Annotated in this window: 22 protein-coding genes; 8 read left to right on the plus strand and 14 right to left on the minus strand. The window is 60.1% G+C overall.

Annotation, left to right across the window (positions count from 1 at the left end; translation table 11 throughout):
• Positions 1–30: 30 nt before the first annotated feature.
• From KHO07_RS12870 to KHO07_RS12880, 3 genes are all read left to right on the plus strand, one after another.
• Positions 31–795 carry an IclR family transcriptional regulator gene (locus tag KHO07_RS12870; protein WP_150734277.1) on the plus strand — a complete coding sequence of 255 codons (765 nt, stop codon included), beginning with the start codon at positions 31–33 and terminating at the stop codon, positions 793–795.
• A 39-nt stretch (positions 796–834) separates the two neighbouring features.
• Positions 835–2,052 (plus strand): amino acid deaminase, encoded by a 1,218-nt coding sequence (locus KHO07_RS12875; protein WP_212627410.1) that lies wholly within the window; start codon positions 835–837, stop codon positions 2,050–2,052.
• Positions 2,053–2,182: 130 nt separating this feature from the next.
• Entirely contained in the window at positions 2,183–3,115 is a 933-nt protein-coding gene (locus KHO07_RS12880; protein WP_212627411.1) for a sugar kinase, read from the plus strand.
• A 212-nt stretch (positions 3,116–3,327) separates the two neighbouring features.
• Here the strand turns inward: KHO07_RS12880 and KHO07_RS12885 are convergent, their stop codons facing one another.
• Complete coding sequence (locus KHO07_RS12885; RefSeq protein ID WP_007933743.1) at positions 3,328–3,603, minus strand: peptidylprolyl isomerase; 276 nt, start codon at positions 3,601–3,603, stop codon at positions 3,328–3,330.
• Positions 3,604–3,657: 54 nt separating this feature from the next.
• The gene (locus KHO07_RS12890) at positions 3,658–6,195 is read right to left on the minus strand and encodes a PAS domain-containing protein (RefSeq protein WP_212627412.1); all 2,538 of its coding nucleotides are present in this window, start codon (positions 6,193–6,195) and stop codon (positions 3,658–3,660) included.
• Positions 6,196–6,306: 111 nt separating this feature from the next.
• Here KHO07_RS12890 and KHO07_RS12895 point away from each other — a divergent pair, with 111 nt between their 5' ends.
• Entirely contained in the window at positions 6,307–7,416 is a 1,110-nt protein-coding gene (locus KHO07_RS12895; RefSeq protein WP_212627413.1) for a PilT/PilU family type 4a pilus ATPase, read from the plus strand.
• A gap of 25 nt (positions 7,417–7,441) precedes the next feature.
• Here the strand turns inward: KHO07_RS12895 and KHO07_RS12900 are convergent, their stop codons facing one another.
• The 10 genes from KHO07_RS12900 to KHO07_RS12945 form a co-directional block, all read right to left on the minus strand.
• Positions 7,442–9,397, minus strand: a complete 1,956-nt coding sequence (locus tag KHO07_RS12900) for an acetoacetate--CoA ligase (protein WP_212627414.1) — start codon at positions 9,395–9,397, stop codon at positions 7,442–7,444.
• Positions 9,398–9,573: 176 nt separating this feature from the next.
• Complete coding sequence (locus tag KHO07_RS12905; RefSeq protein ID WP_212627415.1) at positions 9,574–10,347, minus strand: 3-hydroxybutyrate dehydrogenase; 774 nt, start codon at positions 10,345–10,347, stop codon at positions 9,574–9,576.
• A gap of 7 nt (positions 10,348–10,354) precedes the next feature.
• Positions 10,355–11,746, minus strand: a complete 1,392-nt coding sequence (locus tag KHO07_RS12910) for a GntP family permease (RefSeq protein ID WP_212627416.1) — start codon at positions 11,744–11,746, stop codon at positions 10,355–10,357.
• A gap of 310 nt (positions 11,747–12,056) precedes the next feature.
• On the minus strand, positions 12,057–13,472 hold the full coding sequence (locus KHO07_RS12915) for a sigma 54-interacting transcriptional regulator (RefSeq protein WP_212627417.1): 1,416 nt from the start codon (positions 13,470–13,472) through the stop codon (positions 12,057–12,059).
• 112 nt (positions 13,473–13,584) lie between these two features.
• Positions 13,585–15,162, minus strand: coding sequence for an ABC transporter ATP-binding protein (locus KHO07_RS12920; RefSeq protein ID WP_212627418.1), 1,578 nt, complete (start codon positions 15,160–15,162; stop codon positions 13,585–13,587).
• A 14-nt stretch (positions 15,163–15,176) separates the two neighbouring features.
• A complete protein-coding gene (locus KHO07_RS12925) occupies positions 15,177–16,199 on the minus strand; it encodes an ABC transporter permease (RefSeq protein ID WP_212627419.1) in 1,023 nt (340 codons plus the stop codon).
• Positions 16,199–17,257 (minus strand): microcin C ABC transporter permease YejB, encoded by a 1,059-nt coding sequence (locus KHO07_RS12930; RefSeq protein WP_150734265.1) that lies wholly within the window; start codon positions 17,255–17,257, stop codon positions 16,199–16,201. Before KHO07_RS12930 ends, KHO07_RS12925 begins: the two co-directional genes overlap by 1 nt.
• Entirely contained in the window at positions 17,257–19,125 is a 1,869-nt protein-coding gene (locus KHO07_RS12935; protein WP_212627420.1) for an extracellular solute-binding protein, read from the minus strand. Before KHO07_RS12935 ends, KHO07_RS12930 begins: the two co-directional genes overlap by 1 nt.
• Before the next feature lie 134 nt (positions 19,126–19,259).
• Complete coding sequence (locus KHO07_RS12940) at positions 19,260–19,541, minus strand: peptidylprolyl isomerase (RefSeq protein ID WP_212627421.1); 282 nt, start codon at positions 19,539–19,541, stop codon at positions 19,260–19,262.
• Between the two features lie 105 nt (positions 19,542–19,646).
• Positions 19,647–20,528 (minus strand): triacylglycerol lipase, encoded by an 882-nt coding sequence (locus KHO07_RS12945; protein WP_212627422.1) that lies wholly within the window; start codon positions 20,526–20,528, stop codon positions 19,647–19,649.
• 339 nt (positions 20,529–20,867) lie between these two features.
• Between KHO07_RS12945 and KHO07_RS12950 the strand changes: the two genes are divergently transcribed.
• The gene (locus KHO07_RS12950; protein ID WP_212627423.1) at positions 20,868–21,911 is read left to right on the plus strand and encodes a hypothetical protein; all 1,044 of its coding nucleotides are present in this window, start codon (positions 20,868–20,870) and stop codon (positions 21,909–21,911) included.
• A gap of 58 nt (positions 21,912–21,969) precedes the next feature.
• Here the strand turns inward: KHO07_RS12950 and KHO07_RS12955 are convergent, their stop codons facing one another.
• Both KHO07_RS12955 and KHO07_RS29385 read right to left on the minus strand, forming a co-directional pair.
• Positions 21,970–23,049 (minus strand): 3-deoxy-7-phosphoheptulonate synthase, encoded by a 1,080-nt coding sequence (locus tag KHO07_RS12955; RefSeq protein ID WP_150734261.1) that lies wholly within the window; start codon positions 23,047–23,049, stop codon positions 21,970–21,972.
• Between the two features lie 351 nt (positions 23,050–23,400).
• Complete coding sequence (locus KHO07_RS29385; protein ID WP_263597126.1) at positions 23,401–23,529, minus strand: hypothetical protein; 129 nt, start codon at positions 23,527–23,529, stop codon at positions 23,401–23,403.
• A 236-nt stretch (positions 23,530–23,765) separates the two neighbouring features.
• Between KHO07_RS29385 and KHO07_RS12960 the strand changes: the two genes are divergently transcribed.
• The 3 genes from KHO07_RS12960 (at position 23,766) to uvrC (ending at position 26,807) form a co-directional block, all read left to right on the plus strand.
• Positions 23,766–24,209, plus strand: coding sequence for a GNAT family N-acetyltransferase (locus KHO07_RS12960; RefSeq protein WP_212627424.1), 444 nt, complete (start codon positions 23,766–23,768; stop codon positions 24,207–24,209).
• Positions 24,210–24,335: 126 nt separating this feature from the next.
• The gene (gene uvrY / locus KHO07_RS12965) at positions 24,336–24,977 is read left to right on the plus strand and encodes a UvrY/SirA/GacA family response regulator transcription factor (RefSeq protein ID WP_008015884.1); all 642 of its coding nucleotides are present in this window, start codon (positions 24,336–24,338) and stop codon (positions 24,975–24,977) included.
• Positions 24,978–24,983: 6 nt separating this feature from the next.
• Positions 24,984–26,807, plus strand: a complete 1,824-nt coding sequence (uvrC, locus tag KHO07_RS12970; RefSeq protein ID WP_150734259.1) for an excinuclease ABC subunit UvrC — start codon at positions 24,984–24,986, stop codon at positions 26,805–26,807.

The following is a 26,807-nucleotide window of genomic DNA, read 5'->3' on the forward strand; positions in this document are numbered from 1 at the left end:
CTCCCGGCACTCTGAATGGGAACCATTGAAATGACCGAAGACACCATCAAGCGCCGGGCACGCGGTCTGGACCGGGCGTTCGATATCCTCGACTTCCTCAAGGAAGTCGGCCAGCCCCTGCGCCCGAACGACATCGCCAATGGCATCGGCAGCCCCAAATCCACGGTCTACGAACTGGTGGCGTCTTTGCTTGAGCGCAGGATTCTGGAACCGGTCGGCAAAGACGGTCACGTCTACCTCGGTCGCCAGTTGTACTTCCTGGGGCAGGCGCATCTGCGGCATTTCGACCTGACCCGCGAGGCCGATCACGCCCTGCAGGAAATCGTCAGCCAGACCCGTGAAACCGCGCAGATGTGCCTGCTCAACGGCCGCAAATACACCGTGGCATTGATGAAGGAGGGCGAGCGGCATTTCCGCATCTCTTCGGACATCGGCGAAAACGCACCGATTCCCTGGACCGCGTCCGGGCGCCTGTTGCTGGCGCACCTCAGTGACCAGCAAATCGTTGACCTGATCGACCACGATGACTTCATTTTGCCCGACGGCGAACGTTTGCCGCTGGAGCAATTTCTGAAAGAAATCCGTCAGGCCGGGCTCGATGGGTTTTTCTCTTTCGATAGCGTCGCCGACACCTTTACCCATTGCTTCGCCGCCCCGGTCAAAGACCCCAACGGCGTGGCCATCGCGACCCTGTGCATCGTTGCCCCCCGGGCCGATGCCAAGAACAATTACAACGACTACCGCCGGGTGCTGATCGACAGCGCCAACAGCCTGGCCCGTCGCATCAACGAATAGTAGCGGCTGACTGCGGCCGCGAATGTGAGGAGTTCAACCATGTCTTCTGCCAAAAATACTGCCGCCGTGGAAAAGGGCTTTGCCCATACGGGCGCTAACCTGGTACGCGACGTCAGCCTGCCGGCGCTGGTGCTGCACCGCGGAGCGCTGGAACACAACATCCGCTGGATGCAGGACTTTGTCAGCAACAGCGGCGCTGAACTCGCGCCCCACGGCAAAACCAGCATGACCCCGGCGCTGTTTCGTCGACAACTGGACGCCGGTGCCTGGGGCATCACCCTGGCCAGCGCCACGCAAACCCGCGCGGCCTTCGCCCATGGCGTGCACCGGGTGTTGATGGCCAACCAGTTGGTCGGCACGCCGAACATGGCGTTGATTGCGGATCTGTTGGCTGACCCGACTTTCGACTTTTATTGCATGGTCGATCACCCGGACAACGTCGCTGACCTGGGCGCGTATTTCGCCTCGCGCGGCGTGCGGCTGAACGTGATGATCGAGTACGGCGTGGTGGGCGGGCGTTGCGGTTGCCGCAGCGAGCAGGAAGTGCTCGACCTGGCCAAGGCCATTGCAGCGCAACCGGCGCTGGCCCTGACCGGGATCGAAGGCTACGAAGGCGTCATTCACGGTGATCACGCTGTCAGCGGCATCCGCGCGTTTGCCGGGTCTTTGGTGCGCCTGGCGGTGCAGCTGCAGGACAGCGGCGCGTTCGCCATCGCCAAACCGATCATTACCGCTTCCGGTTCGGCCTGGTACGACTTGATTGCCGAAGAGTTCGAGGCGCAAAACGCGGCGGGTCGCTTCCTCAGCGTGTTGCGTCCAGGCAGCTACGTTGCTCATGACCACGGCATCTACAAAGAGGCGCAATGCTGCGTCCTCGACCGTCGCAGCGATTTACACGAAGGCCTGCGGCCAGCGCTGGAAGTCTGGGCGCACGTGCAGTCGTTGCCGGAGCCGGGCTTTGCGGTGATTGCCCTGGGTAAACGCGACGTGGCCTACGACGCCGGTTTGCCGGTGCCGCTGCTGCGTTACAAGGCTGGCGTGGTGCCGGCCACGGGTGACGATGTCGGTGCCTGCAAGGTGACGGCGGTGATGGACCAGCATGCATTCATGTCCGTGGCGCCTGGGGTTGAATTGCGTGTGGGCGATATCATTTCGTTCGGCACTTCGCACCCGTGCCTGACGTTCGACAAGTGGCGCGTGGGGTGTCTGGTGGATGAGCAGTTGAATGTCATCGAGACCATGGAAACCTGTTTCTAAGGTTTGCGACCGAGGTGCGGCCATCGCCGGCAAGCCAGCGCCCAGAGGGTTTTCGCTGACCCTGTGGGAGCGGGCTTGCCCGCGATGAGGCCTGACCAGACAACACCGATACACCAGAGACCCGACAATAATGAACATCATCAGCACCCTTGGCCCCGACACCCCACGCATCGCCCTGATCGGCGAATGCATGATCGAACTGCAACACCGCGCCGACGGCAGCCTGCAACAAAGCTTCGGCGGCGATACCTTGAACACCGCGGTCTACCTGTCCCGTGAGCTGGGCGCCGCCGGCCGCGTGGATTATGTCACCGCCCTGGGCGACGACAGTTTCAGCGATGCCATGTGCCAGAGCTGGTCCGACGAAAACATCGGCTTGGGCATGGTCCAGCGTTTGCCCGGGCGTTTGCCGGGTTTGTACTGCATTCAGACCGACGCCGCCGGCGAACGCCGTTTTCTCTATTGGCGCAACGAAGCCGCCGTGCGCGATTGCTTCACCACCCCGGCCGCCGCGCCGATCCTGGCAGCGCTGCCGGATTACGATGTGCTGTATTTCAGTGGCATCACCTTGGCGGTACTGGGCGTGAAAGGCCGGGAAAAGTTGCTCGAAACCCTGAACGAGGCCCGGCAGCGTGATGCGCGGATCGTCTTCGATAACAATTACCGGCCGCGGCTTTGGGTTTCGGTTGAAGAGGCGCGGGCTGCCTATCGCAGTGTTTTGCCGTACGTAGACCTCGCGCTGCTGACCGTCGATGACGAGCAGGCGCTGTTCCATTTTGCCGATTGCGAGGCAGTGTTTGAGGCGTACGAGCAGATCGGCACGCCGGAAGTGGTGCTCAAGCGTGGTGCCGAGGCATGTCTGATTCGTTGTGCGGGCGAGTCCTTCGAGGTGCCGGCGCAGAAGGTCGAGCAGGTGGTGGACACGACGGCGGCGGGGGATTCGTTCAGTGCCGCGTATCTGGCCTCACGGCTCAAGGGCGCGAGCCCGGTGGAGGCCGCCGAGGCAGGACACCGGTTGGCTAGCCGGGTGATTCAGGTGCCGGGAGCTTTAATTCCAAGGTAAGAGCAGGATGGCCGCTGGCTGCGCCATCGGTTCGCTGGCAAGCCAGCTCCCACAGGGATTAGCGGGTTGTCATGAGTTACAGCCACACCCTCAAACATTGTGGGAGCTGGCAGCTTGGCTCCCCTAGGCTTTTTGCTGCAGCTGAAATCTGTGGTCACTCACACATCCTGTGGGAGCTGGCTTGCCCGCGATGAGGCCCGAAAGCCAACCACTCAATCCCGGTAAAACACCTGCACCAGGTGATAACCGAACTTGCTCTTGATCGGCCCATGCACCACCCGCAGCGGTTTTTTGAAGATCACCGCATCAATGGCGCCGACCATCTGCCCCGGCCGCACTTCACCCAAGTCACCGCCACGCTTGCCGGACGGGCAGGTGGAGTATTTCTTGGCCAGCACATCAAAGGCTTCGCCCTTGGCGATGCGTTGTTTGAGCTGCTCGGCTTCTTCCGAGGTTTTCACCAGAATGTGGCGCGCTTGAGCTTTCATGGGGCAAGTACCTTGTAACGGTGTTGACGGCGGGGCGCGGGATTATGCCCTAACTCACCCGGCTTGGCCGATCATCGTGCGAATCTTGTGGGCCAGCAGATCAATGGAGAACGGTTTGGCCACCATGTCCATGCCTTCTTCGAGAAACCCCTGACGCTCGGCAGCCATCTGCGCGTACCCGGTCATGAACAACACTTTCAGTCCCGGACGATGCTGGCGGGCGATTTCCGCCAATTGCCGTCCGTTCATTCCCGGCAGGCCGACATCCGTCACCAGCAGGTCGACCCGCATCCCTGACTCCAGCAAGGGCAGGGCGGATTTCGCATCTTCGGCTTCGTGGGCGTGATATCCCAGCTCCTTGAGCAGGTTGAGCACCAGCATGCGCACCGCCGGGTCGTCTTCCACCAACACCACGGTTTCCCCGGCAATCGCCGGTGGCGCTTCGCTGATGACCGGCTTCAAAACGTCTTCCTGCTCCATTGCATGCAGTCGCGGCAAATACAAGCGCACACTGGTGCCTTGGCCCGGCAGGCTGAACAGGCTGACGTGGCCGCCCGACTGTTGCGCAAAACCATAGATCATCGATAGTCCGAGCCCGGTGCCCTGGCCGATGGGTTTGGTGGTGAAGAACGGGTCGAACGCCTTGGCCAGCACTTTGGGCGTCATGCCGGTGCCGTTGTCGTTGACGGCGATCATCAGGTAATCACCGGCCTTGACCGGTTCCAGGGTGTTGATGTCGCTGCTGTCGAGGAAGACGTTGGCGGTTTCGATGCGCAGCTCACCGCCATCGGGCATGGCATCCCGGGCGTTGATCACCAGGTTGAGCAGGGCGTTTTCAAGTTGGCTGACGTCGGTGCTGACCGGCCAGGCATCTTCGGTCAGTTGCAGCATGAGCTCGATGTGATCGCCCTTGGTTCGCCGCAGCAGGTCTTCCAGGGAGTGGATCAGGTCGTTGGCGTTCAGCGGTTTGCGATCCAGCGACTGTCGTCGGGAAAACGCCAGTAGGCGATGGGTGAGGGCGGCGGCGCGGTTGGCCGAGGACACCGCAGCTTCGGTGAAACGACCGATTTCTTCGGTTCGCCCTTCGGCAATGTAGCGTTGCATCAGATCGAGGCTGCCAATGATACCTGTGAGCATGTTGTTGAAGTCATGGGCAATGCCGCCCGTGAGCTGGCCCACCGCTTCCATTTTCTGCGCATGGCGCAAGGCATCTTCGGCGCGTTCGCGTTCGAACATTTCGTTTTGCAGGCGCTGATTGCTTTCGGCCAGTTGCTGGGTGCGGGCGGCGACCCGTTCTTCGAGGGTTTCGTTGAGATTGCGCAGGGCTTCTTCGGTCTGTTTACGCTCGGTTTCGTCGATCACGAAGATGTAGAAACCGTTCACCGCGCCGTCGGCACCGTGGCGCGGCAAATAGTTCATCAAGGCGTGGCGGATGCTGCCGTCGCGGTGCGGCGTATTGATGCTGAAACAGCACGGCTTGCCGCTCAGCGCCTGGGCAATGTGCTCGGCGCGCAGGGCGTAGGCCTCATCGCCGAGGACTTCTAGAATTGTCCGGCCATAGAGCTCTTGAGGTGTCAGGCCGTACCAGTCCAGATACGCGGCGTTGTTCAGGCGAAAGCGTTCCTCGCGGTCGACGTAGCTGATCAGGATCGGCATGGCGTTGATGATCAGCTGCAACTCGGTCTGGCTCTGGCGCAGGGCCTGCTCAGTGTTTTTGCGTTCGGTCAGGTCCAGGGCCGCGCCGAGGAAACGGATCGGCCGGCCGTGATGGTCCTTGTAGCAACGCCCGCGGGCAAACACCCAGCGCAATTGGCCATCGGGCTGCAACAGGCGATATTCCTCGGCGTATTCGGTGCCGTGAGTGATGCAGTGCTTGATGTTGCGGGCAATCATGGCGCGGTCTTCGGGGTGAACGCCGTGCAGATAGTCGCTGATCGGTAACTGGCCGGCCATGGCCGGATCGATGCCGTGCAATTGGGCGAAATGCGCATCGGCAATGAAACGGTCCTCGCTGATGTCCCAATCCCAGGTACCCACCGCGTCGGTGGCGGAGAGGGCCAATTGCAAGCGTTCTTCGGTGTCCTGTTGCGCCTTGAGGCTGGCGGCCGAGCGCTGCTCCAGTTCCAGGGCGATGCGTCGGCGCTCATTGGTTTCAATGGCAGTGACCAGAATTCCGGCGACTTCAGCGTTTTCGTCGCGGATCGGGCTGTAGGTCAGATCAAGCCAGAAGTCGGAATCGACGGCGTTACGTTGCAGGGTGAACCGCTGCTCGCTGTAGGTTCGTACCTGACCTTGTAGGACGGCGCTGTAAATCGGGTCGGTAAAGTCCTGGAGTTCTGGCCAGACTTGGTGTGTTGGCTGTCCGAAAGCGTGCGGATGCTTGCTGCCCGCAAGCAGGGCGAAGCCGTCGTTGTAGATCTGCGTCAGCTGCGGACCCCAGAGCAGCAACATCGGCATCGGCGAGTGAATCACGATATCCACGGCGGTTCGCAGGCTTTGCGGCCAGTTACTGGCGGCCCCCAGCGGACTGTTCGCCCAGTCCAGTCGGGCAATCAAGGCCTGGGCATCGCTGCCGGTCGGTGATGCGTTCATCAAGGTGTCCTGCACAAAAGTCGGTGTGGCGGCGTCTACTATTACGGCTAGACGCTGAATGACCGGTTTCGGGTCATTTTTTCATTGAATGCTTTGCGGGTGCTTTTTGCCATGGAAATCGATGCATTGTTGAAACGCCTGGCCAGCCAGGATGGCTCCGATCTCTACCTGTCCACCGGCGCACCACCCAGTGCGCGGTTCGACGGTGTTCTGACACCCCTTGCCGACCCGCCCTTCAAGCCGGGAGAAATTGCAGCGATTGCCGCGTCCATCATGGACGCCGAACAGCGACTGGAGTTCGATCGTCAGCTGGAGATGAACCTGGCGATCTCCCTGCCGGGAATTGGTCGCTTCCGGGTCAATATTTTCAAGCAGCGCAATGACACTTCAATGGTGGTGCGCAACGTCAAACTCGACATCCCGCGCTACGAAGACCTCAAGCTGCCGCCGGTATTGCTGGAAACGGTGATGCTCAAGCAAGGCTTGATGTTGTTCGTCGGCGCCACCGATTCCGGCAAGTCTACCTCGCTGGCGGCCCTGATCGATTATCGCAACCGGCATGCCAGTGGCCATATCGTCACCATTGAGGACCCCATCGAGTATATCCACCGGCACAAGAAATCCATCATTAACCAGCGCGAGGTTGGCGTCGACACCCGCAGTTTTCATGCCGCGTTGAAAAACACCCTGCGTCAGGCGCCGGACGTGGTACTGATCGGCGAGATCCGTGATCGCGACACCATGGAGCACGCGCTGGCGTTTGCCGACTCCGGGCATCTGGTGATCTCCACGCTGCACGCGCACAACGCCAATCAGGCACTGGACCGCATGATCAACTTCTTTCCCGAGGAGCGGCGCGGGCAATTGCTCAATGATCTGGGCAACAATCTCAAGGCCTGTGTTTCCCAACGGCTGGTGCGCAGCCGCGATGGACAACGACGGGTGGCAGTGGAGGTGATGGTGGGAACGCCGACGATCGGCGATCTGATTCGGCGCAACGCGTTTTCCGAATTGAAGGGCGTGATGGAGAAATCAACGGCGCTGGGGATGCAGACGTTCGATGGGGCCCTGTTCGAACTGGTCGTCGAAGGCGTGATTGATGAGGAAGAGGCGCTCAAACATGCCGATTCGGTGAACAACTTGCGCTTGCGTTTGAAACTACATGCCGAAGCCACACCCAACGCCCACGCACCGCCAGGCGATTGGGGACTCGTCGACTGACAAAAGTCCCCCTGCAGGCGATTTTTCAGGTGTCGAGTTCGGGGCGGTCCCGGAACTGCTCCAATGCCTCTGGATTGGCCAGCGCATCGGTATTCTTCACCTTCTGCCCATGCACCACATTACGCACCGCCAGTTCAACGACTTTACCGCTGATGGTCCGAGGGATGTCGGTCACCGCGACGATTTTCGCCGGCACATGACGCGGCGTGGTGTTGGCGCGAATGACCTGGCGGATCTGCTGCTGCAGTGCTTCATCCAGCTCGACGCCTTCCGTCAGGCGCACGAACAACACCACCCGCACATCGTCTTGCCATTGCTGGCCGATGGCGACGCTGTCGAGCACCTGCGGGACTTTTTCCACCTGGCGGTAGATTTCCGCCGTGCCAATACGCACGCCACCGGGGTTGAGCACGGCGTCGGAGCGGCCGTGGATCATCATCCCGCCATGGGCCAGTTGCTCGGCGTAATCGCCCTGCGCCCACACGCCGGGAAATTGGCTGAAATACGAGGCCTTGAGCTTTTCGCCGTCGGGGTCATGCCACAGGCCGATGGGCATCGCCGGGAAGTGGCGGGTGCAGACCAGTTCGCCTTTTTCGCCAATCACCGGTTGGCCGTTGTCGTTCCATACTTCGACGGCCATGCCCAGGCTCTTGCCCATGTTTTCGCCGCGCCGGACTGGCGACATCGGGTTGCCGTTGACGAAACAGGAGACGATGTCCGTACCGCCGGACATCGAGGCCAGGCACACGTCCGGCTTGAAGTCGCGATAGACGTAATCGTAACTCTGGGGCGAGAGGGCCGATCCGGTGCAGAGCAGGGTTTTCAGGCTGCCCAGATCATGGCTGTGCTTGGGTTTGACGCCGCTGCTTTCCAGGGTGGCGAGGTACTTGGGGCTGGTGCCGAAGACGCTGATGCGCTCGTCGTCGATCAGGTCGAGCAAACGCTCGGGGTCTGGCTGGAAGGGGGAGCCGTCGTACAGCACCACGGCGCTCCCGACCGCGAGGGCCGAGACCAGCCAATTCCACATCATCCAGCCGCAAGTGGTGTAGTAGAACAGGCGTTCTCCGGGGCCGAGATCGCAATGCAAGCCGTGTTCCTTGACGTGCTGCAGCAGCACGCCGCCAGTGCTGTGGATGATGCATTTGGGTACGCCGGTGGTACCGCTGGAATAGAGAATGTACAGCGGATGATCGAAGGGCACCGGGGTGAAATCCGGCTCGCCGCCGGGGAAGTAGAAGTCGTCCCACAGCGTGACGTTGGCGGCTGTGTGGAAGTCTTCGATGTGCGCCTCCGGCCGCGCGTAAGGCACGATGACCAGTTGCTGCAACGATGGCAGTCGCTCAAGGATTTCGTTGACCTTGGCACGCTGGTCGATCTCTTTGCCGGCGTAGCGATAACCGGCGCAGGTCACCAGCACTTTGGGTTCGATCTGGCCGAAGCGGTCGATCACTCCTTGGGTGCCGAAGTCTGGCGAAGAGCAGGACCAGATCGCGCCGAGGCTGGTGGTGGCGAGCATGGCGACTAATGTCTGCCAGGTATTGGGCATGCACGCCGCCACCCGGTCGCCAACGCCGACGCCTGCGGCGATCAAACCGTTCTGAAAACCGGCGACATGTTCTGCCAGTTCGGCCCAGGTCAATTGTTCGCGCTGACCGTTCTCCGCCACGGCCACCACGGCCACCGCATCGTCGCGACGGCGCAGCAAGTGTTCGGCAAAGTTCAGGGTGGCGCCGGGAAACCACTGGGCGCTGGGCATTTGCGCACCTTCGAGCAGCACCGCGTCGGGTTGCTGATGAAAGCGCAGGTCGAAGAAGTCGACGATGGCTTGCCAGAAGTCCTGGCGTTGATCGATGGACCATTGATGCAGGGCCGGGTAGTCGTCGATGTGCAGATGATGCCGCTGATTGATGAAGCGCCGGAAGGCTTCCATGCGGGTCTTGCCGATGCGTTCGGCACTGGGTTGCCACAGAATTTCTGACATGGGTGTCCCCCTTTTTTCTTATTACACACGCACAGGCTTTTTGTGGCGAGGGAGCTTGCTCCCGCTCGGCTGCGCAGCAGTCGCAACACAGGCAGCCGGTTTTGTCCGGGAATCACTTGGGCCGGCTTCGCCACCCGGCGGGAGCAAGCTCCCTCGCCACAGGGTACAGCGGCGCCTTATTGCGCCAACCACCCACCATCAATATTCCACGCCGCGCCCCGTACCTGAGCCCCGGCTTCACTGCACAGGAACAGCACCAGTTCGCCCAGTTGCGGCGGGGTGACAAATTCCAGCGAAGGTTGCTTCTCGGCCAGCAGGTCATGTTGCGCCTGCTGTGGGTCGATCCCGGTGGCGGCGCGGTCATCGATCTGCTTCTGCACCAGCGGCGTCAACACCCAGCCGGGACAAATCGCGTTGCAGGTCACGTTAGTGGTGGCGGTTTCCAGGGCCACCACTTTGGTCAAGCCGATCACGCCGTGCTTGGCGGCCACGTAAGCGGCTTTGCCGGTTGAACCCACCAGGCCATGCACCGAAGCAATGTTGATGACCCGGCCCCAACCCTTGGCGCGCATGCCCGGGAGGCTCAGGCGGGTGCTGTGAAACACTGATGACAGGTTGATCGCAATGATCGAATCCCAGCGTTCCACCGGGAACTCGTCCACCGGCGCCACGTGCTGGATGCCGGCGTTGTTGACCAGGATATCGACGCCGCCGAATTCGCGATCGGCGTAGGCGATCATGTCGGCGATCTGCGCCGGGTCGCTGACGTCGGCCGGGTGATGGCCGACCTTGCCGCCGAACTGTTCGACTTCAGCGATCACTTTTGACGCATCGCCGAAACCGTTGAGGATCAGGTTGGCGCCAGCCTTGGCCAGGCTCAGGGCGATCCCCAAGCCGATGCCGCTGGTGGAACCGGTAACCAGTGCGGTCTTGCCCGAAAGAGTCGTCATCAATACCTCACACAATGCCAGTGGCGTAGAAAGTGCCAATCACTACAAATACCGCCAGGGTCTTGATCAGCGTAATACAGAAAATGTCTTTGTAAGCTTCGCGGTGGGTCAGGCCTGTCACCGCGAGCAAGGTAATCACCGCGCCGTTGTGCGGCAGGGTGTCCATGCCGCCACTGGCCATCGAGGCCACGCGGTGCAGCACTTCCAGCGGGATGTTGGCGGCGTGGGCTGCCGCGATGAATTGTTCGGACATGGCCGCCAGGGCGATGCTCATGCCACCCGACGCGGAACCGGTGATCCCCGCCAGCAAGGTGACGGTGATCGCTTCGTTGACCAGCGGATCGGGAATGTTCTTCAGCCAGTCGGCCAGCACCAGGAAGCCGGGCAGGGAAGCGATGACCGCGCCAAAGCCGTATTCCGAAGCGGTGTTCATCGCCGCCAGCAAGGCACCACTGACCGCACTTTTGCTGCCTTCGGCAAGTTTGCTGCCGATGGCCTTGTAGCCGAACGCCAGCACCATGAGGATGCCGACCAGCAGCGCAGCCTGCACCGCCCAGATGGCGGTGAGTTTGGCGATTTCAGTAGTCACCGGCGCGGACATGCCCGGCAGCGCCAGGCTGTGGGTCTTGCCGTACCACTGGGGGATCCACTGGGTGAAGAGCAGGTTCATGATGCCCACGGCCAACAGCGGCGACAGGGCGATCCACGGGTTGGGCAGCTTAATGTCGGCTGCGGTTTCCGGCTCGTTGCGCAGTTCGGTGCCATAACCTTCACCGGCGCGCTGAGCCTTGTTGCGCTGACGCTGGAGAAACAGCATGCCGGCGCAGAACACGAAAATCGTACCAATCACACCCAGCCATGGCGCAGCCCAGGCGGTGGTGTTGAAAAACGTACTCGGGATGATGTTCTGGATCTGCGGGGTGCCGGGCAGGGCGTCCATGGTGAACGAAAACGCACCCAGGGCGATGGTCGCCGGGATCAGGCGCTTGGGGATGTTGCTCTGGCGGAACATTTCAGCGGCAAACGGATAGACCGCGAACACCACCACAAACAGCGACACGCCGCCGTAAGTCAGCAAGGCGCAGACCAGCACGATCACCAGCATCGCTTGACGGGTACCGAGCAGGCGGATGGCGGCGGCGACGATGGAGCGCGAGAAACCGGACAGTTCGATCAGTTTGCCGAACACCGCACCGAGCAGAAATACCGGGAAGTACAGCTTGATGAAACCGACCATTTTCTCCATGAACACACCGGTGAAAGCAGGTGCGACGGCGGAAGGGTCGGTCAGCAGGACGGCGCCGAGGGCGGCAATCGGGGCAAAAAGGATAACGCTGTAGCCACGGTAGGCAGCCAGCATCAGCAGCGTAAGAGCTGCCAAGGCAATGATCACACTCATGGTGTGTCTCCTGGGATTGTTATTTTTGTAAGGGTGGTTCTGTTGTGGGGAGGGGCAATAGCGAGATGCGTGCCAACTCTGTAACGCATTGAAATATATGAATATTTTTAGATTGGCCAGTGAGTTGTGAGATTTTTGTCTCTGTATCGGGATTTCTGTTGAGGCTCAGGGCCTCATCGTCAGCAAGCCGGCTCCTGCGGTAAGGGTGAACCACGGATGGCCGCACACTCAAAACCTGTAGGAGCCAGCGTGCTGGCGATGGGTGTAAAGCGCTCTCGGGGCGTTTCTACAAAAAGAGACCAGAGTCTCTTTACAGAGAATCTACAATCCCCAATGCCACCATCTTCTTGTACAACGTCGACCGCCCAAGCCCCAATCGCGCCGCGGCTTCAATCACCTTGCCCCCGCATTGCGCCAGGGTGGTTTCAATCAATTGCCGGTCAAAACGCTCCCGCGCCGCGCTGAACGTCTCGTGTTCCAGCGGCTCGAGGGTCAATGGCGCTGGGCGTTCAACGGGGGTAAATGTGCCGATAGCCGCGCGGATGTCGGTTGCCGAAAGCCGCAGGTCATCACTGAGCAAAGCGGCCCGTTCCAGTACGTTGCGCAGTTCGCGAATGTTCCCCGGCCAGGCGTGTTGACTTAGCAAGGCCAGCGCTTCGCTGTGCAGTTCATGCTGGCTGCGCAGTTCCTCAAGAATGGCTTCGCTGAGGGCGGGTAGATCGTCCAGGCGATCGCGCAACGGCGGCACCTGGATCGGCAGGACATTGAGGCGGTAATACAAGTCGGCACGGAACTCGCCGCGCTTGATTGCCGCTTCCAGATCAGTCGAAGTTGCAGCGATCACCCGCACATCGCTCTGGATCACCTCGTTGGAACCCACCGGCTCGAATTCCTTCTCCTGCAACACCCGCAGCAGTTTGCTTTGCAGCGGCAGCGGCATGTCGCCGATTTCATCGAGGAAGAGGGTGCCCCCCTGGGCGATCTGCAACTTGCCGGCACGGCCCTTGCGATCAGCGCCGGTAAAGGCGCCGGGGGCGGTGCCGAAGAATTCGGCCTCCAGCAACGATTCCGGGATCGCCGCACTGTTGATACTGACAAACGCCTTGTGTGCTCGCGGCGAAGCATTGTGAATCGCCTGCGCCAGTAATTCCTTGCCGGTGCCGGTTTCACCCAGCAGCAGCACCGGCGACTCGGTGCTGGCACTGCGCCGGGCACGACGTTTGACTTCCAGGCTGGCGGCGCTGGTGCCTATGAAATGGGCAAAGTTGTATTTGGTCTGCCGCGCCCGCAACAGCGAACGGGTCGACGCCAGTTCTTCTTGCATGCTCATGTAGCGCTTGAGCATCGGCGACAGGCTGCGCAGTTCATCGAACAGGGCAAAACCGATCGCGCCGATCACCTCGCCGGCGTCGTCGTGTATCGGCAGGCGCATGACCACCAGGGGTTCTTTGGGGGTGTCCTGCATGTCGAGCAGGATCGGCCGGCCGGTGCGCACCACTTCACGCAGCAGGCTTCCGGGGATCACGCTTTCGCAGGCTTTGCCAATCGCGCCTTCGGCCGATTGCAGGCCAAATCGCCGGGCATAACGCTCGTTCATCCAGACAATGTTGGCGTCGCGGTCGACGATCACCGTGCCTTCACTCGACTGCTCGATGATCTCGAACAACGAACGGATCGCCAGCAGGCGCACGCGCTGGTAGTCCTTGAGGCTTTCGGTGGTGTTCATGGATATCGGTCCTGAATTTAGGTTGCCAGTACCGACCTCATCGCGAGCAGGAATCACACAAAACCTGTGGGAGCGAGCCTGCTCGCGAAGGTCGCGACGCGGTCTGGCCGGATTATGCCTGCCCTACATGCGCTGCCGCCAACAGCTCCTTGGTGTAGGGGTGCTGCGGCGCATCGAATACATCATGGCTGGCACCGCTTTCCACCACCTTGCCATCCTTGACCACGATCATGTCGTGCGCCAGGGCGCGGACCACCGCCAGGTCATGGCTGATAAACAGATAGGTCAGGCCATGCTTTTCCTGAAGCTGACGGAGCAGGGCGACGACCTGTTTTTGCACGGTGCGGTCCAGCGCCGAGGTCGGCTCGTCCAACAAAATCAGCGCCGGCTTCAACACCAGTGCCCGGGCAATCGCGATGCGCTGGCGTTGGCCACCGGAAAACTCGTGGGGGTAGCGATGACGGCTTTGTGGATCGAGGCCGACTTCTTGCAGCGCCCGGATCACCTCGGCGTTGCATTCCTCAGGGTTCAACTGACGATGAACTTCCAGACCTTCGCTGATGATCTGCGCCACGGACATCCGCGGGCTGAGGCTGCCGTAGGGGTCCTGGAACACCACCTGCATTTTCTTGCGCCACGGCCGTAGCTGCTTCTGCGACAAGCCGTCCAGCGCTTCACCCTGGAAACGGATGCTGCCTTCGGAGTCGAGCAGGCGCAGGATTGCCTGGCCAAGCGTGGACTTGCCGGAACCTGATTCGCCGACGATCCCCAAGGTTTTGCCCCGCTGGATATTCAGGCTGATGCCATCGACAGCCTTGAAGTAAGTCTTGCGCCGAAACAGACCGCCACCCACGGCAAACTGCACGCGCAGGTCGTCCACTTCCAGGACGTTCTCGCGTTCTTCCCGGGGCAGGGCTTGACCCTCGGGCTCGGCATTGAGCAGCACGCAACTGTAAGGGTGTTTTGGTTCGGTAAAGATGGTCTCGCAGGTGGCTTGCTCGACAATCTCGCCGGCCTTCATCACACACACGCGCTGGGCAATGCTGCGCACCAGATTGAGGTCGTGGCTGATCAGCAGCAGCGACATGCCAAGTCGCCGCTGCAATGATTTGAGCAGCAACAGAATCTTGCGCTGTACGGTGACGTCGAGGGCGGTGGTGGGTTCGTCGGCGATCAACAAATCCGGTTCGCAGGCCAGGGCCATGGCGATCATCACCCGCTGACGCTGACCGCCGGACAGCTGATGGGGATAGGCCTTGAGCCGTTCCTGGGGTTTCTGGATGCCCACCAGATGCAGCAATTCCAGAATCCGCGCCTGTGCGGCTTTGCCGGCCAAGCCTTTGTGCACGAGCAGGGTTTCGCCAATCTGCTTTTCGATGCTGTGCAGCGGATTGAGGGAGGTCATCGGCTCCTGGAAAATCATCGCAATCCGGTTGCCGCGCAATTCGCGCAATTTCCTGGTGTCCGCGCCCACCAGTTCCTGGCCTCGATAACGGATGCTGCCGGTGGTTTCAGTGCCGCATTCGGGCAGCAATTGCAGGATCGAGTGGGCGGTCACCGATTTGCCCGAGCCCGACTCGCCCACCAGCGCCAGGCATTCGCCCGGGTGGATGTCCAGGCACAGGTTGCGCACTACGGTCTGGCCGTTGAAAGCCACGCTGAGGTCACGGATTTCGATCAGATTGGTCATATCAACAGTCCGCCTCACGACCTCGGATCAAAGGCGTCGCGCAAGGCTTCGCCAATGAACACGAGTAAAGAAAGAATCAGCGCCAGAGTAAAAAACGCCGTCAGCCCAAGCCAGGGTGCCTGCAGGTTCTGCTTGCCTTGACCGATCAACTCGCCCAGGGACGCACTGCCGGCCGGCATGCCGAAGCCGAGGAAATCCAGCGCCGTGAGAGTCGAGATGGCGCCGGTAAGGATAAACGGCAGATAGCTCAAGGTCGCGTTCATGGCGTTGGGCAGAATGTGCCGCACGATCACCTTGCGATCGCTCAGGCCCAGTGCCCGGGCAGCCTTGACGTATTCCAGGTTGCGCCCGCGCAGAAACTCGGCGCGCACCACGTCTACCAGCGCCAGCCAGGAAAACAGCGCCATGATCCCCAGCAGCCACCAGAAATTCGGCTCGACAAACCCCGACAGAATAATCAGCAAGTACAGCACCGGCAGACCGGACCAGACTTCCAGCAACCGTTGGCCAAGCAAATCCACCCAGCCACCGTAATAACCTTGCAGGGCACCGGCGGCGATGCCGATCAGCGCGCTGACGAAGGTCAGCATCAAGGCAAACAGAATCGACACCCGCGCACCGAAAATCACCCGGGCGAGGACGTCCCGGGCCTGGTCGTCGGTGCCCAGCCAGTTGACCTCCGACGGCGGACTCGGGGCGGGTTTGTTCAGGTCATAGTTGGGTGTGTCATCACTGAAGGGAATCGGCGGGAACAACAGCCAGCCGCCGTCTTTCTTGATCAGTTTCTGCACGTAGTCGCTGCGATAGTCAGCCTGGAACGGCAGCTGTCCGCCAAATTCCTGCTCGGTGTAGCGCTTGAAGGCAGGGAAGTACAACGAGCCCTGATAACTGACCACCAGCGGTTTGTCGTTGGCGATGAGTTCGCCCCCCAGGGTCAGCATGAACAAGCCGATAAACAACCACAGCGACCACCAGCCACGGCGGTTTTTCTTGAAGCGTTCGAAACGACGTCGGCCTAACGGCGAAAGCTTGAACATCAGGCGTTCCTCGCGGCGAAGTCGATACGCGGATCGACCAGGGTGTAGCACAGGTCGCCAACCAGTTTTATCAGCAGGCCGAACAGGGTGAAGATGAATAGCGAGCCGAACACCACGGGATAGTCCCGCGACACTGCCGCTTCGTAGCTCATGCGGCCCAGACCGTCGAGAGAGAAGATGACTTCGATCAGCAGTGAACCGGCAAAAAATACGCTGATGAAGGCCTGGGGAATCCCGGATACCACCAGCAACATGGCATTGCGAAACACGTGTCCATACAGCACCCGGCGTTCGCTCAGGCCTTTGGCGCGTGCGGTGACCACGTACTGACGGGTGATTTCATTGAGGAACGAATTTTTGGTCAGGATGGTCAGGGTCGCGAAGCCGCCGATCACCAACGCGGTCACCGGCAACACCAGGTGCCAGAAATAGTCGGCGATTTTGCCCACGGTCGACAGCGATTCGAAGTTGTCCGACACCAGCCCGCGTACCGGGAACCAGTTCAGCGAAGTGCCCCCGGCAAACACCACGATCAGGAACATGGCAAAGAGGAACGCCGGCATCGCGTAGCCGATGATGATCGCCGTGCTGCTCCAGATATCGAAATGACTGCCGTGGTGCACAGCCTTGCGGATGCCCAGCGGGATCGATACCAGATAAGTGATCAGCGTTGCCCAGAGGCCCAGGGAGATGGTCACCGGCATTTTCTGCAGGATCAGGTCGGTGACCGTGGCGCCACGGAAAAAGCTTTTACCGAAATCCAGTTGAGCGTAACTGGTCAGCATCAGCCACAGGCGCTCGTGCGCGGGCTTGTCGAAACCGTACTGTTTTTCGATGTCCTTGATCAGTTGCGGATCGAGGCCGCGGCTAGCCCGGGAGCTGGTCATGGTCTCGCTCGAACCGCCGCCGACACTGGCGCCGCCAATGCCTTGCAAGTGCGCGATCGCCTGTTCTACCGGCCCGCCTGGCGCGGCCTGGACGATAACGAAGTTGACCAGAAGAATGATCACCAGCGTCGGAATGATCAGCAGCAAACGCCGCAGAATATAGCCCCACATCAATGCGGCCCTCCGGGTCTGCCACGGCGGATGAGCTCGGCGGTCATTTCCTGATTGGTCAGCGGCGTGCTGCTCACTTCCCACCAACTTTCGATGGCTTCGTCATTGCTGGCCTGCACGTTCGGTATGCCGAAGCGGTTCCACCATACGGTGGACGTTCCTGGCGGGTAGTAGTTGGGAATCCAGTAGTAGTTCCATTGCAGCACCCGGTCCAGCGCATGGGCATAACGCAGCATCTCGGCCTGGGTATTTGCGCGGACCAACCCGGTGAGCAGCGTATCTACCGCCGGGTTCTTCAACACCATGTAGTTGTTGGAGCCGGAATCGGTGGCCGCGGCCGAACCGAAGTAGTTGAACAGCTCGCCGCCCGGGGAAGTAGTGACCGGGTAGCCCGTGACGATCATGTCGTAGTCACGGCTCATCAGGCGGTTGACGTACTGCGAGGAGTCAATGCGCCGGATGTTCAGGTCGATGCCGATTTGCTTGAGGGTGCGCTTGTAGGGCAGCAGCAAACGATCCATCCCGTTCTGGCTGACCAGGAACGTAAAGCTGAGCGGCTCGCCGTCGGCGTTGACCAGTTGATCGCCTTTGGGCGTCCAGCCGGCCTGTTCGAGCAACGCCAGGGCTTGCAACTGTTTGTCGCGAATAATGCCGCTGCCATCGGTTTTCGGTGCCTGGAACACCTGGGTGAACACTTCATCCGGGATCTGCCCGCGCAACGGCTCGAGAATTGCCAGTTCGCCAGCGTCCGGCAGCTGTCGGGCGGCGAGGTCGGTGTTGGAGAAAAAGCTCTGCTGGCGGATGTACATGTTGCGCATCATCTGCCGATTGCTCCATTCGAAATCCCACAGCATCACCAGCGCCTGACGCACCCGGCGGTCCTGGAATATCGGCTTTTGCAGATTGAACACAAAGCCCTGGGACGGTTGCGGCGCTTCGATGGCGAGGTGGGCCTTTTGCAGTCGACCATCGCTCAGGGCCGGGCTGTCGTAACCGATGGAGTAACCGGTGGCGGAAAACTCGCGGTTGTAGTCATAGGCACCGCCGCGCAACACCTGACGGGCAACGTCGGTATCGCCGAAGTATTCGATGCTGAAGTGATCGAAGTTGTACAGGCCCCGGCTGACCGGTAAGTCCTTGCCCCACCAGTCGGCGTTGCGCTCGAAGGTGATACTGCGCCCGGAGTCGACCTTGCCTACTTTATAGGGGCCGCTGCCCAGCGGCGGCTCATACCCGCCGCCACCGGCGAAGTCGCGGGTTTTCCACCAGTGCTCGGGGAACACCGGCAAGGTGGCGATATCCAGTGGCAAGGTGCGGTTTTCGTTGTTCTTGAAGTCGAAGCGCACAGACAGTGGCGACTCCACTTCGACGCCTTTGACGTCGGCGAATTGCGTGCGATAACGCAGGCTGCCCTGGGTCATCAATAAGTCGAAGGTGTAGCGCACGTCCTCGGCGGTGATCGGCTTGCCATCGGCAAAACGCGCCTTGGGGTTGAGATAGAAACGCAGCGACAGCCCGTCATCGGAGCGCTCCATCTTCTGCGCCACCAGGCCATACACCGTGTAAGGCTCGTCGAGCGAGCGCTGGGCCAACGGCGAGTACAGCAGGCCGTCAATCTGCGAGACGCCAATGCCCTTGTCGATGTACGGCAAGACATGGTCGAAATGCCCGATCTCGATTGCCGAGCGACGCATCGTCCCGCCTTTGGGCGCTTGCGGGTTGGTGTAGGCAAAGTGACTGAAACCGGCAGGGTACTTGGCCTGTTCGCCGTAGACGGTCAACGCATGTTGCGGTGCGGCGTTCACACCCGCGGCGCCCATCAGCAGGGCCACGGCAGTGAATAACAAAGTTGGGAAAGCCAGTCGCATTGTCAGCCTTAGAGCCGGGTGGTCGTTAACGACAATTTGTACGCTAGCGGCGCGTCCCTCGCCAGCCTATTACGTATCTGAAACACGACGGCCCACCAAAAGGCGGGCCGTCGCGTACGGGCATCAGGCGTCGATCAGTCCTGACGGCTGGTCACTTCCAGCAAGTGATAACCGAACTGGGTCTTGACCGGGCCTTGCACGACATTGATCGGTGCGCTGAAGACTACGGTGTCGAATTCCTTGACCATCTGGCCAGGACCGAACGAACCCAGGTCACCGCCCTGACGGCTGGAAGGGCAGGTGGAGTTAGACTTGGCGACTTCGGCGAAATCTGCGCCAGCCTCGATTTGGGCTTTGAGTTCGTTGCACTTGTCTTCGCTGGCAACAAGGATGTGGCGGGCAGTGGCTTTAGCCATGGGAAATACTCCTTTCAATATTCGGTAAAGTGGTGAGCCTACCGGATTCAGTGAGCGATTTCTTCTCAAAGTTCCGCTGCATGCGGCCTGGAGCGCCAGCACTCTTTACAGACCAGCCTTTTTCAGGCGGACGGCGTGCTGTACGTAGAGGTCAATCGGGTCGATGGTTTTGCTGATCATGCCGGCTGATGGACTGATGACCGTCAGATGATCCAGTGGATAGTCGGACCGGATGACCGTGCCCAGGTGCGAGCTGTAGCGGCCCACCATGCCGTCGTTTTGCTCGGCTTCTGTAATGAAGTATCGCGAAAGCGCCCGGAGGAAAACGTGAACAGGATCCAGGGCATTGATTCCTTCATCCAGGACATTGTCCGGCAGGATGCCGCTCCAGGAGTAGTAACGCACGCCATTGACCAGCTCCCGGCCCTTGCCGCCCCAGGTTTTTGGCAAACCTTGAGGGTATTTGTCATTGAATTCGCCCACACCTGCGGTGGTCAGGGCATTCAACGCGGCGACGGCGTTCTGCGGCAGGCGATGGTGACCGCTGAGCAACGACAGGAAGTCTGCGAACAAGGTCGCGACCGTTTCCGCGATCTGTTCTGGCAGGCGTCCCGGTTCAAGGGCCTTGCACAGAAAATCTGCCAGCTCCGAGCCGTGGTTCGGTCCGCTGACTGAGGTCACCGAAGCAACCGACTGTGGAGCAACCGCCGCCGCGTAACGGGCAGCGAGTGCGCCCTGACTGTGTCCGATCAGGTTGACTTTGCCCGCGCCTGTGCCGTCCAGCACCCGTTGAATCTGCGCCAGCAATTGCTCGCCCCGTGCCTCGTTGCTGTGGGTGGCCGATAAATGCGGCACGAAAACCCGCACTCCAGCGTTTCTAAGGGCCTGTTTTACGTCGTGGAAGAGCTCGAACGTACCGATCCGGTCAAAGCCGAACAGTCCATGGACGAGCAGAACTGGATACTGGGTGTTTGCATTCCGTTGCATGGAATTTACCTTTTTCAGGGGGTTGAGGAGGTGCGATGCGCCTCACTCTAAAGCACTCGGACGGGCGAGCGATGTATGAAAAAACCGCTGTAAGTTGATGAAACCGTAATAGAAGCCGTAAGAAAGTTCGGACATGTACGAAGCCTTGATCGGAAGATCCAGACATCCTTTTAGCGAGTCCTGAGCTTGCGTGAACAACGACCTACTTCACGCGTGTCCTTTTTCCTCTCCCTGCAAAGAGGATCTCCGGCATCGAAAATGGCGGGCATCGGGTTCAATAGGTTTCGTTCGTTGCCTGACCCTCAAGGCAGCACTGATTCCAAGGACCGGAGCCATTTAATGACCACTCATGAAGCAAGCATTGCCCAGCAACCGTTACCGCCACCGCTGCTGGAACCGGCGGAGAACGCAGTCCTGGACCCCTCGGAAAGAAGGGCCGTCATCAGGGTCAGTCCCTATCCGGGTATGGCCTGTGGCGACAAACTGCTGTTGCACTGGCAGGGGCTGGACGTCGAAGGCCTCTTCTACCAGCATCAAGTGACTCGCTTCGTCAGCGAAGAGCAGGTCGGCCTCGACACTGTATTTGTAGTGCCGGCCACTCACATTGCCGCCCTCGATGGTGGTTCGCTGGAGGTGTTCTACACACTGCAAAGTGTCCTGCGGGCGGTTCCGGTGCATTCAGCGCGGTTGCAGTTGAGCGTTGGCGACGTGAGTGCGGATTTGCTGCCGGCCATTGCCGCTGATGCAGTGGGCGGGACGATCGACCCGGACCGCGTACCCGAAGGTTCGCTTGTCACGATCAGGCCTTACGCGCGGATGGCCGAAGGGGACCAGATCCTGTTGGCGTGGGCGGGTGTTTCTTCGCAAGCGAGCTTCGACGACACGCTGAAAATAGAGGCGTTTGCCGTGGGCAGTGAACTGTCCTTCTGGATCAATCCGGACTGTATCGCCCCCAACCTTGGGTCAACCGTCACCCTCAGTTACTGCGTCCAGCAAGCGGATCAGGCCCCTCGATACTCTGAGCTGGTGCAATTGCTGATCGGGCCGTTGTCGCGCGAGCCCCTGTTGCCACCGTTGATTCTGGAGGCTGATGAGGGCTGGCTGGATCTGCAGGATGCGATGGATGGCATAACCGTCGTGATCAACGGCGCTCGGGCTGAAGAGGGCGAGCTGGTGTATCTGAAGTGCGATGGCGACTATTTCAATCATCGCGATGACCGCGAGATAACAAGGGAAATGGCCGGCGAGCCACTGGTGTTTGTCGTTCCCTACAGGTTTTGGCGGGAGCATAGTGACACGACGATTCGGGTCGCCTACTCGGTTGAGCGTCTTGACGATGTCAGTCAGGAGTCAGAGGTGGTGTTGGTGCAGGTGCGGTCCTGAAACTGCTGGCCACCAACCCGTCGCAGCGCGAGGACTGGTTGGTGGACGATGGGAAAAATTACCGGGGGAATCGCTGTGCACGGAGGCGATCAGAAGCGTGACGCAACAATGCTTCCGTCCCGCTCCACCCCAGGCAACCATCGGTAACCGACACGCCATATTTCAACGACGTACTCAGCGGCTGGCAACCCTCGAACAAATGGCTTTCGATCATCATGCCGATCAGCGAACGATCACCCTGCAGGCGTTGTTCAAGCACGTCATTGAACACCGCCGGCTGACGCAACGGATCTTTGCCACTGTTGGCGTGGCTGCAATCGACCATGATCCGCGCGGGGATCTTCAGCTTGGTCAAGTCGTTGTGCACCTTGGCAACGCTGACGCGGTCGTAGTTCGGACCCTGATGACCACCACGCAGTACCAGGTGGGTATCGGCGTTGCCCGGGGTCTGGATGATTGCCGGATGCCCCTGGCTGTCGACACCGAAGTGGCGATGCGGGTGGGCGGCCGAGCGCATGGCGTCACTGGCCACGGCTACACCACCATCGGTGCCGTTCTTGAAACCGACCGGCATGCTCAAGCCACTGGCCATCTCCCGGTGGATTTGCGACTCCGTGGTGCGGGCGCCGATGGCGACCCAACTGAGCAGGTCGTCGAAGTAGCCGGCCGCCATGGGTTGCAGCAGTTCGGTTGCCACCGGTAACCCCAGCTGGAGCATTTCGCGCATCAGTTCGCGGGACAGGGTCAGGCCGGCGGCCATGTCGTCGCTGCCATCGAGGTGCGGATCGTAGGCGAGGCCTTTCCAGCCGACGGTGGTGCGGGGTTTTTCGACATAGGCGCGCATGACCAGCAGCATGTCGTCACTGACCTCGGCGGCCAGTCGGGCGAGATTGCCGGCGTATTCGAGCGCAGATTGTGGGTCGTGAATCGAGCAAGGGCCAACAATGACCAGCAGGCGAGAGTCTTCACCATTGAGGATCGCGCGGACTGCCTGGCGGTGGGCAGCGACTTGCTGGGTCTGGGCGTTGGTGAGTGGCAGTTGCTGTTTGAGTTGCAATGAGCTGGGCAGACGCAGGGTCAGCGCTTCATTGGCAGGGCTCAGGGTGGACAGTGGCAGAGCAGAGACGGACGAGTTCATGTTCAGGCTTCCTGGGCTGGCGGCGGGTTCGTTCCCGCGCGCTCGGCCCTAGTGGGGTGTTCGACAATTGGCCGGATTGGCTGCGTGTGTGTGCTTGCCACCTGTAGGTGACCGATCGGAGGCGGCAGGCTGTCCCGAGCGGAGGGTGGTAAATCGCCAGGCGGTAAAAGTGTCGTAACGGTAATAGGTGGCGTAGTTCATGTCGTGAATCCTCGAATTGTCTGGAGTGTCGCTAAACGTGTTTGGGGCTATTTGCTTCAGTGCAGAAAAACAAAACCCCCGGTCGGGAGGCCGACCGGGGGTTGAGAATTCTCTGGTGGCGACCCGTTTAAAGTGGGCGCCGTGTGGGTATCAGGCGCGCCAGTGGCTAAACCAATACCCAAAATAAAAGCTGACCGGAGCGCAAACGTCGTTCACCCGGGCAGCCGCATCCGAGCGCAGGGCGCTGGAGGATGAAAGCTGTGAGAGGGCGTTGAACATGGTCTGTCTCCGATGGATGCGCCGAGCTTACTAGAGGCCGGTGCGAGGATTCAATCAGAAAATGCTATTGCTCATCGATGGCGCTTTCTATCGATTGAGCGGTCCGAAGGTTGTGACACACTTCACGCTCCTTCAAAACAACAGCATCAACCGGACGAACAAGACGCCATGATCCAGACTGCACGCCAACCTACTGACGACCTGAACCGTTCAGCCGATGCCGTCGCGGTGGCTCGATGAAGTTCGAATGGCAAGCAGCGACCGATCATGATCTTCAATTCGCGCGAAACCTGACCTGCAGCAATATGCTGCGCTACTACATTCAGCACGATCTGTTGTGGCAGGACGAAGCGTTCGATGCGGCTTGGGCGGGGCGAGACAACCGCTTGATCGTGAGCGACGACGTGCGGCTCGGCTATGTCAGCCTGAGTCGTGACGCCAGGGCCTTGTACATTCGCGAATTACAGATTGTCGAAGCGTTTCGGGGACAGGGGGCGGGCTCCTGGGTGATCGATCAGGTTTTTGCTCTTGCCATCGCAGAGCGACGTCCTGCATTGCGGTTGACCGTGTTTGAAAATAACCCCGCGCGGGCGATGTATGAAAGAAAGGGACTACAGGTGGTGGGTGTGGACGAGTGTTTCCTGATGATGCAGCGTGACGTCAAGGTCTCGTATCGCTGAAACACGCATGCCACAAGCCTTTCAAGATGAATTGATACTTTTTATATGCTGCTTTCCGCTAGGTCTGCCAGTCGCTTTTTGCTAAGGTGTCGGCAACCCAATAAGACCATATCGCGAGGTGTCTGCTTGATTAGGGTGCTAGTAGTCGATGACCATGATCTCGTTCGTACAGGCATTACACGAATGCTGGCTGACATCGATGGCCTGCAAGTGGTCGGCCAGGCTGAATCAGGTGAGGAATCCCTGCTCAAGGCGCGTGAGCTCAAGCCCGATGTGGTGTTGATGGATGTCAAAATGCCAGGCATCGGTGGTCTTGAAGCCACTCGCAAACTGTTGCGCAGCCACCCGGACATCAAAGTCGTCGCAGTCACCGTATGCGAGGAAGACCCGTTTCCTACACGGCTGTTGCAAGCAGGTGCGGCAGGCTATCTGACCAAGGGCGCCGGTTTGCCGGAGATGGTCCAGGCCATCCGCCTGGTCTTTGCCGGTCAACGCTACATCAGCCCGCAAATTGCCCAGCAGCTGGCGATCAAGTCTTTCCAGCCGACCAATGATTCGCCGTTCGATGCCTTGTCCGAACGGGAAATCCAGATCGCCCTGATGATCGTCGGGTGCCAGAAAGTACAAATCATTTCCGACAAGTTGTGCCTGTCGCCGAAAACCGTTAATACCTATCGTTACCGCATCTTCGAAAAGCTTTCGATCAGCAGTGATGTCGAGTTGACGCTGTTGGCGGTACGTCACGGCATGGTCGATGCCAGTCTCTGAAAAAAAATGACCGATTCCTTTGATCCAGGCGCCTTCTTGTCAACCGTCAGCGGGCGTCCGGGTGTTTATCGCATGTTCGACAGCGATGCGCGCCTGCTCTACGTCGGCAAGGCGAAAAACCTCAAAAGTCGCCTGTCGAGCTACTTCCGCAAAACCGGCCTGGCGCCGAAAACCGCAGCGCTGGTGGCGCGTATCGCACAAGTCGAAACGACCATCACCGCCAACGAAACCGAAGCCCTGTTGCTTGAACAAACGCTGATCAAGGAATGGCGCCCGCCGTATAACATCCTGCTGCGTGACGACAAATCCTACCCTTACGTTTTCCTCTCGGACGGCCAGTTTCCGCGCCTGAGCATCCATCGCGGCGCCAAAAAGGCCAAGGGCAAGTATTTCGGTCCGTACCCCAGCGCAGGGGCCATCCGCGAAAGCCTCAGCCTGTTGCAGAAGGCGTTTTTCGTTCGGCAGTGCGAAGACAGCTACTACAAGAATCGCACGCGTCCTTGCCTGCAATATCAGATCAAGCGCTGCAAGGCGCCTTGTGTCGGCTTGGTGGAGCCCGAGGTGTATGCCGAAGATGTGCGGCACTCGGTGATGTTCCTCGAAGGCCGCAGTAATGCGCTGGCCGATGAGTTGTCTGCCGGCATGGAAGAGGCGGCCATCAATCTCGAGTTCGAGCGCGCCGCCGAGTTGCGCGACCAGATCTCGCTGCTGCGCCGGGTTCAGGACCAGCAGAGCATGGAAGGCGGAACCGGTGATGTCGACGTGATCGCGGCTTTCGTCAATCCGGGCGGGGCCTGCGTCCACTTGATCAGCGTACGTGGCGGACGGGTGTTGGGGAGCAAGAACTTCTTCCCGCAGGTCGGTATAGAAGAGGACGTGTCCGAGGTCATGGCGGCGTTTCTTGGCCAGTACTTCATCAGCAGTCCTGAGCGCGACTTGCCGAGCGAATTGATCGTCAACGTGGTTCATGAAGACTTCCCGACACTGATTGCGGCCATCGAAGAACTGCGCGGTCGTGAGCTGACCATCAGTCACCGGGTACGAGGCACCCGAGCACGCTGGCAGCAACTGGCGGTGACCAACGCCGAGCAGGCCCTCGGCGCACGCCTTGCAAACCGTCAGCACATTACGGCGCGTTTCGATGCGCTGGCAGAGGTGCTGAAGCTGGACGAACCGCCGCAGCGTCTCGAGTGCTACGACATCAGCCACTCCAGTGGCGAAGCAACGGTGGCGTCGTGTGTGGTGTTTGGTCCTGAAGGTCCGATCAAGGCGGACTACCGTCGCTACAACATTGAAGGCGTTACCGCCGGCGATGATTACGCAGCGATGCATCAGGCGCTCACCCGGCGCTTCAGCAAGTTGAAGGACGGGGAGGGCAAGCTGCCGGACATTCTGCTGGTGGACGGCGGCAAAGGGCAGTTGTCCATGGCGCGGGACGTGCTCAATGAACTGGCGGTGCCTGATCTGATCCTGCTGGGTGTCGCCAAGGGTGCAACGCGCAAGGCCGGGTTCGAAACGCTCTACCTGAACGACGCCGCCCACGAATTTACCTTGCGCGGTGATTCGCCCGCCTTGCATTTGATCCAGCAAATTCGTGACGAAGCTCACCGCTTCGCCATTACCGGACACCGCGCCCGACGTGGCAAAACCCGCCGAACGTCTACGCTCGAAGGCGTTGCCGGGGTAGGGCCGACACGCCGTCGCGATTTATTGAAACATTTTGGTGGATTGCAGGAGCTGTCTCGTGCCAGCATCGAAGAGATCGCCAAAGCTCCCGGGATCAGTAAAAAGCTCGCAGAGTTGATTTATGCAAATCTGCACAGCGAGTAG

The organism is Pseudomonas sp. PP3 (assembly GCF_905336995.1).
GTDB classification, from domain to species: Bacteria; Pseudomonadota; Gammaproteobacteria; order Pseudomonadales; family Pseudomonadaceae; genus Aquipseudomonas; species Aquipseudomonas reinekei.